The 12,992-nt window shown below is 37.2% G+C and carries 8 protein-coding genes and 3 pseudogenes; 2 read left to right on the plus strand and 9 right to left on the minus strand.

The window, feature by feature from the left end:
- Positions 1 to 177: 177 nt before the first annotated feature.
- The 6 genes and pseudogenes from K9V48_RS08825 to K9V48_RS08850 form a co-directional block, all read right to left on the minus strand.
- Entirely contained in the window at positions 178 to 2,673 is a 2,496-nt protein-coding gene (locus K9V48_RS08825) for a DEAD/DEAH box helicase (RefSeq protein WP_224138442.1), read from the minus strand.
- Between the two features lie 25 nt (positions 2,674 to 2,698).
- Complete coding sequence (locus K9V48_RS08830; protein ID WP_224138443.1) at positions 2,699 to 3,850, minus strand: CapA family protein; 1,152 nt, start codon at positions 3,848 to 3,850, stop codon at positions 2,699 to 2,701.
- A 202-nt stretch (positions 3,851 to 4,052) separates the two neighbouring features.
- Positions 4,053 to 4,533: pseudogene (locus K9V48_RS08835) on the minus strand (hypothetical protein).
- Positions 4,533 to 4,676 (minus strand): annotated as a pseudogene (locus K9V48_RS08840) (DUF3100 domain-containing protein); the annotation flags it as partial. The pseudogenes K9V48_RS08840 and K9V48_RS08835, both read right to left, overlap by 1 nt.
- 351 nt (positions 4,677 to 5,027) lie before the next feature.
- Complete coding sequence (locus K9V48_RS08845; protein ID WP_224138445.1) at positions 5,028 to 6,434, minus strand: cytosine permease; 1,407 nt, start codon at positions 6,432 to 6,434, stop codon at positions 5,028 to 5,030.
- Positions 6,434 to 6,586 carry a hypothetical protein gene (locus K9V48_RS08850; protein ID WP_224138447.1) on the minus strand — a complete coding sequence of 51 codons (153 nt, stop codon included), beginning with the start codon at positions 6,584 to 6,586 and terminating at the stop codon, positions 6,434 to 6,436. The genes K9V48_RS08845 and K9V48_RS08850 overlap by 1 nt, the downstream gene beginning before the upstream one ends.
- Positions 6,587 to 7,154: 568 nt before the next feature.
- On the opposite strand from K9V48_RS08850, the gene K9V48_RS08855 reads away from it, so the two are divergent.
- A complete protein-coding gene (locus K9V48_RS08855) occupies positions 7,155 to 7,334 on the plus strand; it encodes a small acid-soluble spore protein H (RefSeq protein WP_224138513.1) in 180 nt (59 codons plus the stop codon).
- A gap of 533 nt (positions 7,335 to 7,867) precedes the next feature.
- Here the strand turns inward: K9V48_RS08855 and cysI are convergent.
- From cysI to K9V48_RS08870, 3 genes and pseudogenes are all read right to left on the minus strand, one after another.
- A complete protein-coding gene (cysI, locus tag K9V48_RS08860; RefSeq protein WP_224138449.1) occupies positions 7,868 to 9,586 on the minus strand; it encodes an assimilatory sulfite reductase (NADPH) hemoprotein subunit in 1,719 nt (572 codons plus the stop codon).
- Between the two features lie 26 nt (positions 9,587 to 9,612).
- Entirely contained in the window at positions 9,613 to 11,433 is a 1,821-nt protein-coding gene (locus K9V48_RS08865; RefSeq protein WP_224138451.1) for an assimilatory sulfite reductase (NADPH) flavoprotein subunit, read from the minus strand.
- A 262-nt stretch (positions 11,434 to 11,695) separates the two neighbouring features.
- Positions 11,696 to 11,935, minus strand: a pseudogene (locus K9V48_RS08870) (DUF6366 family protein).
- 449 nt (positions 11,936 to 12,384) lie between these two features.
- On the opposite strand from K9V48_RS08870, the gene K9V48_RS08875 reads away from it, so the two are divergent.
- Positions 12,385 to 12,966: a TetR/AcrR family transcriptional regulator gene (locus K9V48_RS08875; RefSeq protein WP_224138453.1), complete on the plus strand. Its 582-nt coding sequence runs from the start codon at positions 12,385 to 12,387 to the stop codon at positions 12,964 to 12,966.
- Positions 12,967 to 12,992 lie beyond the last annotated feature (26 nt).

Below are 12,992 nucleotides of genomic sequence, written 5' to 3' on the forward strand. Positions count from 1 at the left end.
GTAAGTCTAATCGATTTTTATGTTTAATGACTAAAAATACCATAGATATTTTGAAATAACAACTACAGAATTACTTGATACAAATAACAAGCCAACTTAGCATAACCAAATGGATCGAAAAAAGGAAATGATTGCTTGTTGCTGTAGTTATGTATTTTTGCTTTCGATACGTGTTCCTTAATACCTTTTCCGATCAAGTCGTTCAAAATGACATTCGTTGCACACTTGAAATTTAAACAATGATGGAAGGACTTTTCCACAGTTTTTACACTTTTTCTTTTGAATATGTACTCCCGCTTTTAATTGGTCATGAATTTTGTCACTAATTTCTTCCCGTACTCTTTCCCAATAGTAGGCCTCTGTACTTTTCCCTAATTTGTATAAAAACAATAGATGAAGGCCAACCGATTTATAGGAAAGTTCAAGCTCTTCAAGTCCTCCGTGTTTTAACTGTGGTTCAGGCAAGTCATACCCTTCCACGACTGCTTCAAGCTTTTGCTTCCATTGCGCTCTTAATGAAGGTTCATTTGTCGAAAAAGGTAAATGTAAAAAGTTATATAAGTCAGCTACTGAGAGTTTCGCCTCGATAATGGAATCTTCAATCATTTCATATAATACCTTTTCTTCAGATAAAGCTGCTTTTTTTGTTCCATTCGGACTTTTAAATTGCTCCCACAAGTGAAAAAAGAGAGAAAGTTTACGGGAATACTTTTGAAACCGTTCGAATACACTAGTTGTCGGTGCAATGGCAAACCCTTTAAGCGGCTCATCCTCTTGGTTTAGAAGACGCGCCATCGATTTCAGATTATTAGTAAACGCTACTTTTCCAGTATTATAAATACCTCTACGACCGGCACGGCCTGCAATTTGTTTTATCTCTTGCGATGTAAGCCATCTTCTTCGTGTACCATCGAACTTATCATTTTCTAAGAAAACAATTCTTCTGATTGGTAAGTTTAATCCCATGCCAATTGCATCTGTTGCGACGATGACCGTTGTTTCACCATTTATGAATCTCTGCATCTGCTTTTTTCTTGTTTCTGGTGGCATACTCCCATAAATCATACTCACTTGACGCCCACTGCGTTGAAGCTCTGATGCCGTTTCAAGCACGCGCCTTCTTGAAAAACAAACGAGTGCATCGCCTTTCCGTGCATGATTTAAACGAAACAATTGGGATTCTACTTCAAGTGGAATATCACGAACATAGTCAATGACCTCAACATGTGATTCGCCTAAAAGCTCAAGAATCATTTGTTTAGCGTTGAAGCTACAAATAATATGGACTTCTTTCGCATTTGCTTTCGTGATTGCTTTATACCATGAGAAGCCTCGGTCCTTATCGGCAATCATTTGCGACTCATCAATGACGACCACCTCGTAAAAATCCTTCTCATGAAACATTTCAACAGTACAGGCGATATGTGCAGCATTCGTAACCAGTTTTTCTTCTTCACCCGTTTTTAATGAACAAGGTACACCTTCATCATTTAATTTTTCATATACTTCGAGAGCTAATAATCGAAGCGGCGCCAAATATATGCCACTACTTGCCACTTTCATTCGTTTTATCGCTTGAAATGTTTTACCAGTGTTTGTTTCACCAACATGAAGAACATAGTGAATGTTTCGTCCAGCTGGAGGATTATATTCCCTACCGAAAATATCAGCAATCATTCGTGCTTCTTCTTCTTTTTGACGCTTGATTTCTTCGAGAGTTTCAACAACTTTCCGTTCTCTTTCAGATCGATCATTGGCAAAGATCTGTTGATGTGTAGCTAAATCAAAAGGAATATCAATTAATTTAATGAGATCTGCTACATATTCCTCTAACAAATCCTCAAAGAACTCTTGACTAATCGCTACAAATTTTTCAAACGCCACTTCCTTTAGAAATGTGTCAGATAATGGCTCATTGTACACTTTAAGGTAATCAGCAAATAAATGTGAAGAAAGACGCTCTTTAAGCCAATTAGGTCCAAAATCAAATAAATAATTGGAAATGAGCGTTTCATACTTTTCTGTTATATCTTCTTCATAGTGTTTTCTGTTAAAGGCAGATTCCATTTCATGATAGAGATAAGAAGAAAAGATCATCTCCTCTGAAAATAGAGGGTTTACCTTTTGCTCGATTTCAATTGCAAGGTGACAACCAAGTAAATATCGAGCATAAAGGTAAAGCTCTTCATATTGCTCTCCAAGTAGTTGGTCTATGTAATAATCGATTTTCCCCACAATTTTTCTAGCTGCTTCTCGTTGTTGTTGGAGTGTTATCCGATTTTGATAGTCTTCTTTTGCCTGCGCATATCTTTGTTCCCATTCTTCTCCCTGATTTACAAACATACTGTCTAGCCAGTCGATTAAATCAAATGGTTCGATTTCCCTTATTTCATTCCGAAACATTTGATTAATCAACTTTTTACTTAGCCCTTCGACTTCAAACCCCTTACCTGACAAGTATGCCTTCTTTTTTACGTTAGATGCTTGACTAGTTGCTGAATTTAACCAGGAATTTAACCAAATTTGATCAATATACCGTTTTCTTTCTAGTACATATTGTTCATAGGCTGGTAGGTTCTCTTTGCTTTCTAAATAGGTATCTATATCCTCGAGGGCCAATTTTTTTGTCCGCGCGATTGCTTTTAAATAAAAATCTTCTAGGATTTCATTCATAACAAAACTCCTTACACTGCTAAAATTAAAATGAAAACTTAAGGTTTGGTACCCATTGGTTCATATGACGACTAATTTCTTTATAGACTTCCTCTTTACCTTCTATTTCATTTAGCGGGTAGACTGTATAATCTTCACTTACATAGGTTGGGATAAATAAAGGATCCTTTAACGTGATTGTTGTTTCATCATTTTCCACGGTTTTTTCAACCTTTATTTGCATGATACCACCGAGATCTTTATAGTCCCCTAATTGACCAGAGAGAAAATTACCAAGTGAGTAAGCGACAAATGTACGTTTTCCATCTTCTTTCGTTATCCATTCCATTGGTTGGAGAACATGAGGATGATGGCCAATGATAATATCAGCACCAGCATTTGCAGTTTTATATGCTACTTCCTTTTGTTCATCGCTTGGTAGCCTTTGATATTCATTGCCAAAATGTAAACTAACAACGACAACGTCAGATAATTCTTTCGCTTTTAAAATCTCTTGTTCGATCATTTCTTCTTCGATTAAATTCACTAAATATCGTTTATCTTCTGGTACTGGAATACCATTCGTCCCATATGTATAAGCTAAAAAAGAGAAGATGATTCCGTTTTTTTCAATTGTTCTAATGTTCATTTGGTCGTCTGCTGAAAGATATGATCCTGTATATGGCATATCAAGCTCATTCCAGTGAGCAATAGCACTTTGAATCGCCTTTTCGCCGCGATCTAATGTATGATTATTAGCTAATGTGACAATATCAACACCACTTTTTTTTAATGCATCGCCTACTTCATATGGACTATTGAACGAAGGATAGGACGAAAGACCGATTTCTACCCCACCAATCATCGTTTCTTGGTTGGCCACAGTAATATCTGCGTTTGCTAGATAGGACTGTACTGGTAAAAGCAAAGGTATAAAATCATACTGATTGTTTCCGATATGTGCAGGATTGTAAACCCGGTCATGAATGAGTATATCACCAATTGCAGACAATGTAGCTGTTGAAATCGTAATCGCGGGCTCCTTTGGTGCTTCTTTTTTAAATTCCACTTCAGATTCTATTTCTTTATCTTGATTAGAAATAACATCTGGCACCGAGGAAATCTGTTGAATAATATAGTAACTGAAAAAAACTAAGATCATTGCTAAGAATGAAAAATAAATGAATAGACGTTTCATAATAAACTTCCTTTTTTTTTTTAGATAGAGCTCTTGTTCTAGTTTAACTCATAATCATTGGAATCATGCCATGATAAGCTCATTTAGAATAAAAACAAATTAAAAAGAGCATCTACTTGTCGATGCTCTTTTTAATCTAGTTTTTTAGAGATTACTAATATTACGTTTGAATCAAACTGTTACAATAGTAATCCTCTATCTTTTAATTCCCTGTTATAAATAAACCAAATTGCGATAATAATGCACTTCCTACATATGTTCCCATAAAGACGAATACAGCAACAATTGCCACTTTCCAAGATGTTTTTCGTAAATCAACTAAACGGTCGGCAACGGAAATCCCTGCATACGTAAGGATTGGAGTAGTGATTGAAAGAAAATCAACAGCACTAATGGCTGTAACAAAGAAATCTGAGATTAAGCAGGCAACAAGTGATGTGATAGCTACCCAAGACAGGGAAATCCTGAAGAACTTTCACTCCTGACCTCTTAGCAAGGTCTGCAATTAGAATTCCAATCATCGAAAACAACCACAAAACAAGTAGGCCAATGATTATCATTGAAGTGACTGGTAACGAATCAGGATTTTTCAACAGCTTTATTTCTTGTGTAAATAGGATTGAACCAATACTCAATAAGATAACTAAACCAAGTTTTACATATTTATTCAAGCTCTTCTCTATTATTTGTCACCTCTTACCATTAATTTATACATGAATCGTTGTAAAGGCACAGCCAAAAATACCATTGTAAAAGTTCCTAAAAAGCTTGTTAGTAATTGGCTTGCCGATGCATAGGCAATGATCGTGCTCTCCATATCAGGCATGGAACGCCTCGGTGAATACATAAATACTTACTTGTGTGAACAGCAAAGGCCGTACAGAATATAACATTTTAACCGAGTATATTGACAGTACTTGGACGCACTTTCAAGTCCATCAACAGCAGTACAGAAGGAAATTGCTGAAGTAAAACAAGGTTTTGTTCTAAATCGGAGTCAGCCTTTCTACTTATTCCGGAATCGTACCTTTAACTCCTTTTCACAAACCTAATAAAATAAAGGATTGCTATTGAAATGATAAAACCTAAACAAACAAATTAGCACCATGGAAAATTCTAAAAGGTTTACGCTTCTGACATAAAACGCTGGGGAGGAATTCACACCTTTTTGTGCTTATTATTTGTACCCACCCCACCCTCTTGGGATTACGAGCCATTTCGTAACTACCCAATAAACAAATGCTCCTACAAACATCGTGGGAAGTGTTGCAGTAACATATTGATATGGGGCATTAGATTCATACGTTATTGGATCAAGAAGATATAAATATGTGACAAAACCAACAACCATCCCTAAAATAGCGGCTGGATTCCAGCCCTTTAAGAATGCATAGGAAGAGGTTAAAGATGAATTGTATAGCTCTTTAATATCCAATCTTCTATTCCTAAACAAATGATAGTCTACAATCTGAATCCCGATTAGTGGAGCGAATAAAACACCTGATAACGCAAGGAAAGTTCCGAAATTCTCAAAAAACACTTCAGGGACAAAAATGACGATCAATGCTACCGGTAAGATCGCCAAAGCAGTCGTTTGATTCCATGACAGCTTTTGTATGAAAGGGATATGCCTTAGCCCTAAGCTTGAGATATAGACGCCAATAATAGCCGATCCAAAGTTTGCTAACGCGATGAAAAGCAGCGCAATACTTCCAATCACGACTCCTCCAAGCTCAGTCATCCAGCTTGTTGGATCTGGATCTCCAATGACTAAAATAGAGATTAGTCCAATGATGCTCATTATTGCAACAGGTAAGCCAAGTCCGAGCATTGTTGGAATAGTAGCCTGGCTTGTTTTCGGAACGACACGAACGATTCCGCCAATATAAGGCCACCATGCCATTAGACTGACTAAACCGATTTCAACCCCAGTTACATAATCCCAAAGTTTGTCCCCAGAGGATGCTAATGGCTTAGCTTCAGCAATGCCATTAATCCCAAAGTTATTTATGATCATATAAAACATCCAGGCACCTATTAACATAATGATGATTGCAATGATTTTAGAAATGGCCCGGACAGATAATGCACCTTTCCGTAAAGAAAACCAAACAAAAATTAGGGCGATAAGAGTAAGGACAGACATGGCTACATTTTGTTCACCGGTACTTATGAAGCCAGCTTCTAGTAACATCCTGCTGGCTGCTTTTCCGAAAAAGATAAGTAAAATCGAATTCCATCCTATAACAGAAACATATTGAAGAATTAATGCAATGATCCAACCTCTATTTCCAAAAAAAGTTTTAGAAGTTATCACACTTTCAAGTCCATATTTCGTTGTTACTGGAACAAGCGCGAGGGCAACTAAAAAGATCCCGATCATTGAGCCTGCAATTAATGCAGCACTCCCCATTTTTGCATTTAAAAAATAACCCGCAAAACCACCCATGAGAAAACACCAAGTCGCAACAGAATTGCTGATTGAAACTAGCAATAAATCATTCGAACTCCAATTTCTATCCTTTTTAAGAACAGGAAATATACTCTCCGTATCCGGATTATTATTCTGCAGATTTTTCCCCATTAAAACCATCCCCATATAAGCAGGCTGATGGGAAAGACAATCCCCAGCGATATATACCAAAAATAATCTCTACCTGTGAGGTCTCCCCCTTGGTTCTCTGGTAACATGATTTTTGCTATTCTTTCATCAACTTCTTGGGTCTCATTGTTCAAAGTTAAACCTCCTAATAATATTTCCTAAGAAAGATAGATTCTTCCCTTCCCATTTTTTCCGGCATTCTGCTAACTCATCTTGTATGAATAGGTGAAAATGATGGTTTCCATTTTCATTAATCGAATACCAGCCCATGTTAAAGACTCTGGAATAATAACGTTTTATACAAATCCCCAAGTCTCCATGCTGTACTTTATGATGATTTATCAAGTTATGTATAGGCAAAAAACAAACAAAAAATAAGCCAAAGTACTCCAAGGCTTGACTAGAACCTAAATGAGTGGAGACTTTGTCTTATATTTAACACTACTATTCTTTTTGAAATTTCCCCCAAAACAAATTAACAAATCTACCATCAGTGGGGTTTCTTTATCTCCACTTCAAAATCACTTCGAAATCGTGAAGTGGGGGGCTTACTACGCGGTAATTTGCGATAAATGTACACGCCTTTTAAATTACTTGATTAAGTTAAAGATTAAGTTTTTTAGAATTCCAATAACAATAAGTATATCTTGGTAATTTGGAACCAATATTATTATTGTTGTAAAAATAGAGGAGGTGGACACTATAAACTCACAACGAGCACAAGAAATTTCTTCTTCGCCAAATATGGTTAATGTAAGTTACAATGGGCAAAGTATTTACATTGAGCACGTGGATCAACAGAATGGAACAGCTACAATCCATACCCTTGATGAGCCTAATAATAAACAGAGTGTTTCAGTTTCCAGTTTACATGAACAGTAATTTGGCATGTATTTACTTGATGTAATAACAGCTATTAGAAAACATCATCTTCGGGTAGTGGCTTATGACCTCGAGGGGCTAGGACGCTTGCGCTGGACACGAAAACTAAGTCAAAAAATTTATACTTTCTTATCATTAAAAAAAGAGACAGGAATACGTTTCGAGGGCACTGAAAAAGTCCATATAATAAGAAAAAGAAGCTAATCACCTACTGTATATAGATGATTAGCTTCTTTCTGTTTTCAATATGTTGATAAAATACACATTACTTTCTCAAAGTAATCATTTTTTCAGTGGCCTAATACGTTTCCTGTCTCTTTCCAGGCTGTCGGGAAAGTCCCGCAGCCGTTTTTGTGTCTGTTTAAAATCTATATATTGTTTTATCAACTACAAAAAACACAATATATAGTTGAGAAATAACATAAATAGAAGAATTTCAAACCATCAATTTAGAAATACGGGGTTTCTCTACACTCTGAAAAGAGACAGGAATACGTTTCCTGTCTCTTTCTCTGTTTCTGATACAACTTCAATCAATCATGAAAGTTCGTTCCATCTGTCGTTGCATTGATCACGCCAGCACGGATGACAAAGTCACCAAAGTGCTCGCCTTCTTCTTTTTCTTTTGCGTAGCGGGGAAGAAGTATATTTAGTTCCTTCAATATCTCTTCTTCACCGATGTTTTCACGATACATTTTGCTTAAACGGCTACCATCAAATGCTGCACCAAGGTACATGTTGTATTTGCCTGGTGCTTTCCCGATAAAGCCGATTTCACCGAGTGCGTGGCGTGCACAGCCATTTGGACAGCCTGTCATACGGATCGTAATTTCCTCATTACGTAAACCATTTTCATCGACTATCGCATCGATTTTATCAATTAATGTCGGCAAATAGCGTTCCGCTTCCGCCATTGCTAAACCACAGGTTGGCAACGCGACACAGGCAATCGAACTGCGACGAAGAGCACTATAATGACTTCCGTCGGTTAAACCGTATTGTTCGATTAACTCGCTAATTTGTTCCTTTTTCTCGCTTGTTACATTAGCTATGATCAAGTTTTGATTTGCCGTCAAACGGAAATCACCGGTATGAATTTTTGCAATCTCACGCAAGCCGGTCATAAGCTTGTAATCAGCATAATCCGTGACCCGGCCACCTTCAATAAACAGTGTAAAATTCCAATTTCCTTTTACACCTTCTACCCAGCCGTAGCGATCACCGTTATGATCGAAATGAAATGGTTTTGCTTCATCTAGGCTCCAGCCAAGACGGTTTTCTAGTTCAGTTTTAACCGTTTCAAGTCCAAGGCGATCAACTGTGTATTTAAAGCGTGCATTTTTACGGGAAGAACGATTTCCATAGTCGCGCTGAATCGTGATGATTTTTTCCGCGACATCATAAATTTGCTCTGGTTTACAGAAACCAATTACTTTAGCAAGCTGAGGATAAGTCGTTTTATCACCATGCGCCATTCCCATACCGCCGCCGATTGCTACGTTAAAACCAATCAGTTTTTCATCCTCAACGATCGCAATCAATCCAAGATCCTGTGAAAAAACATCAATATCATTTGATGGTGGCACAGCAATTCCAATCTTAAACTTACGTGGCAAATAAAGCGGACCATACATTGGTTCTACTTCTTCCACTTCTGGTGTTCCGGCTACCTTTTCTTCATCAAGCCAAATTTCATGATAGGCTCTTGTACGTGGTAATAAATCATTACTCAATTTTTTCGCCCATTCATATACTTCTAAATGAATGTTAGATTGATAAGGATTCGGGTTACACATAACATTACGGTTCACATCACCGCACGCTGCAATTGTATCCATAAGGGAAGCATGAATTCCCTGAATCGTTTTTTTCATATTCCATTTTAAAATACCATGCATTTGAAATGTCATACGTGTCGTTATTTTTAATGTGTCATTTCCGTATTTTTGAGAAAGATCATCCATCACAAGCCATTGATCAGGTGTTGCTACACCGCCAGGCAAGCGAACACGTAACATGAACTGATACGCAGGTTCAAGCTTTTGTTTTTGGCGTTCAATCCGGAGATCTCGGTCATCCTGTAAGTAACTACCGTGATGCTTCATTAGTCGGTTATCATCATCTGAAATTCCGGAACTAAGCGGTTCAAGCATCGATTCCTTCAGAGTACCACGCAAATAATTACTTTCTCTTTTAATGCGCTCGACATCACTTGGCGGACCATCCGGAGCTTTTAATAATGGGTTTACCATGTTGTATTTCTCCTTTCAAACTTAAATCAATAGACGTCTCGTTGATAACGTTTTTGTTTTTTCATGTCAGCAAGATATTCTTCAGCTTTTTCACTGCTCATGCCGCCTTCATTTTCGATAATCTGAAGTAACGTAGTTTGAACATCCTTTGCCATTGAATTTTTATCTCCACAAACATAAACAGCTGCACCTTCTTGTAGCCATGAGAATAATTCTTTACTGTGCTCAAGCATACGGTGCTGCACATACACTTTCTCCTCAGTGTCTCGTGAAAATGCGACATCCATTTTCGTAAGTGCACCATCTTTAATAAATTTTTGCCACTCTGTTTGATAGAGGAAATCTGTCATAAAATGCTGGTCTCCGAAAAACAACCATGATTTTCCTTCCGCACCGCTTTCTTCGCGTTCTTGTAAAAAGGAGCGGAATGGTGCAATTCCTGTTCCTGGTCCAACCATGATGATTGGCGTATCTGTATTTTCTGGTAGTTTAAAGTTTTTGTTTTGTTGAATGAAAACTGGCAGTGTATCCCCTGGCTGAAGACGTTCAGCGCATAAAATCGAACAAACGCCCTTTCGTTCGCGTCCGTGTGCTTCATAGCGGACAGCACCGATTGTCAAATGGACTTCTTCTGGATTCGCATTTAAGCTACTCGCAATGGAATAGAGACGCGGCGGCATTTTCCGAAGTGCGGAAACAAAGTCTTGCGCCGACTCACCCCAAACACCATAATCACGAATCAAGTCAAGTACATCACGCCCTTGTAGGTACACTTTTAACTTAGCTTCATTCCCTGTCGAAACAAGCTCCTTTAAATCCTCATTCGTTGAAAGCTGTGCTACCTGTTTAAGAAGTGCTTTTGTTAAACCAGTAATTTCGAAATGAGAGGTTAGTGCATCTTTAAGTGAATGCATGTCACCTTGTTTATTAACTGCCACCATTTCATCTGGATTCCATTTTAATTCACTCAACAACATGTCTACCTCTAGTGGATCGTTTTCTGGATAGATCCCAAGGCAATCCCCTGCTTCAAATGTTAATCCGGAACCTTCAAGCGATAATTCAAGGTGACGCGTTTCCTTATTCGAACCTCTACCGTTCAAATTTATATTTTCAAGTACTTCTGCTCTAAAAGGATTCGTTCTAGAATATGCAGATGCAGCTGCTTTAGGTGCGACTGTAGTAACCTGTGTACCACTTTCGCCTTGCCCTTCACTTAAGCCATTCGTGACTCCTTCAAGCCATTCAGCTGCCGGCTCTTCGAAATCAAGGTCACAATCGACTCGTTTATAAAGACTTTTTCCACCAAGCTCAACTAAGCGTTTTTCAAAATCCTTACCTGTTTGACAGAAAAATTCGTATGAGCTATCACCAAGTGACAAGACAGAAAAGCGGAGATCGTCAAGCTTTGGTGCCCGTTTGCCCGTAAGATACTCATAAAATGTCAGCGCGTTATCAGGCGGATCACCTTCCCCATGTGTGCTGACAACGATAAGTAGGTTTTTGACCTTCTTTAAGTTATTAGGTTTAAAATCACTCATAGAAGAAACGGTTACTTGATAACCGCGATCACTAAGTGTTTTACCAGCATTCTCGGCAAGCGATTGTGCGTTGCCAGTTTGTGAGCCAAAAAGGATGGTCACTTCTTTTGAAATTGTTTGCCCAGCACTCACGTTAGGAAGTTTCCCACCCTGCGAATCGAGTGAACCCGTATCCAATAAAGATTGCTGAGCGGCAAGATAACCACTTAACCAAACTTTTTGTGATGGAGTTAGGGTTGATAGACTTTGATTAAGGAGCTCTACCTGCTCTTGATTAAAAGGACTGTTCATTACCTGAAGTTGCAACGATTTCCACCTCACAAAGAATATAAACTATACATACATCAATTGTTAATAATATCCGTTTTCCGCAAAACTTGCCATATAATTCAGAAAAATAATGAATACTATTATTATAAATATACTATTCCTATAAGTCCAATAGGTTTTATTAATACTAACGATTAACAAAACTAATGATAGATTCAATTTAGCAAAGGATTTCTAATTGTGTAGAAATAATAAAGTTGTTTAATTTCGGAAAGAGAATCGTTAAACATAGCCCCCATTAAAATATAAGGTTGTATAGAATGTAACCGAAGAATAATACTAAAATTAATATTCCTGTACCTTTCCAACCCATACCCACCTGATAAATCAGTTAAATTCTCATTACTTTCTCTATTTAATCCCTCGTGTAGAGAACAGTGGGATTATTTTTAAATTCACTTTGTCTTAATCGTTCTCTTTTTTCTTCAGGTGTTTCTTTTCGATTCATATTAACACACCTCTCATTCAAACTGCCCATTTTTACACTTAACCAATATCGAAATATTCTTTCTTTTATTATACAGAGAAATCAAAAAAGATGGTTTGAAAATCTAGTTTCACACCATCTTTTTAAACATCTTTATTTGTTTTTAAACGACTTTATTGTCACTCAACAATAAAATATATAAATTGTGTCTTCCCAACGAAACGCTAAGAACATACGGTACGATATTGTAGCTTCATGATTAATTAATGAACATATGGCCGTATTCTAAATTAGGCTTTTTTTATTACTCTAAAATCGCTCTCTTTAGTGGAATAACATGACAGGAGTTTTACAATATCCACATAAGTAAAAAAGAAAATTATCAATAAAATAATTCAAAACTTTGCTAGATTAAAAGCTAGATATACTTACCACTTGCTTATGTTTTTTTTATTTGCTAAACTAACTAACGAACGTTCGTTAAATAAGAGGTGATTTTATTGAAAAACAATGCAATTAAGGATGCAGCTCTAAAATATTTCACAATTCATGGTTATGAAGGAGCATCCCTTTCTCTAATAGCTGAAGAAGTCGGCATGAAAAAACAATCCATTTACGCCCATTTTAAAGGAAAAGATGATCTTTTCCTGCAAGTTTTACGTGATGCGAAAGAGACGGAGCTATCTTCAAAACTCCAATATTTCAGTAAAGTTGATTCGAAAAATCCTGAAAAAGATTTATACGGATTTCTACAATTGGTGATTGATCTTTTCCAAAAAAATGAGCAGTTAAAGTTTTGGCTGCGTATGTCTTTTTTTCCGCCAGTCCATCTTGAAAAAGAAATTGAACGGGAAGTCATTGATATCGAGGAAAAGATACAAACGATACTGGAAAGAAAATTTCAGGATTGGATCAATGCCAAATTAATCGTTGGAGATGCAGCAATGACTCCGACCTTTGCTTTCTTAGGAATAGTCGATTCCATTATGCTGGAGCTTGTATACGGCAATGATGAGAAACGGCTGGAGGCTAAACTAGCAGCCTATTGGACAGTATTTTGGAGAGGTATTTCAAATCAATGATACATACAAAAAAGAGGTGCTAATAC

Source organism: Metabacillus rhizolycopersici (genome assembly GCF_020075705.1).

Coding starts and splice junctions, on each gene's coding strand:
- K9V48_RS08825 (WP_224138442.1), bottom strand. CDS start 2,673: ATGAATGAAATCCTAGAAGATTTTTATTTAAAAGCAATCGCGCGGACA.
- K9V48_RS08830 (WP_224138443.1), bottom strand. CDS start 3,850: ATGAAACGTCTATTCATTTATTTTTCATTCTTAGCAATGATCTTAGTT.
- K9V48_RS08845 (WP_224138445.1), bottom strand. CDS start 6,434: ATGGGGAAAAATCTGCAGAATAATAATCCGGATACGGAGAGTATATTT.
- cysI (WP_224138449.1), bottom strand. CDS start 9,586: ATGGTAAACCCATTATTAAAAGCTCCGGATGGTCCGCCAAGTGATGTC.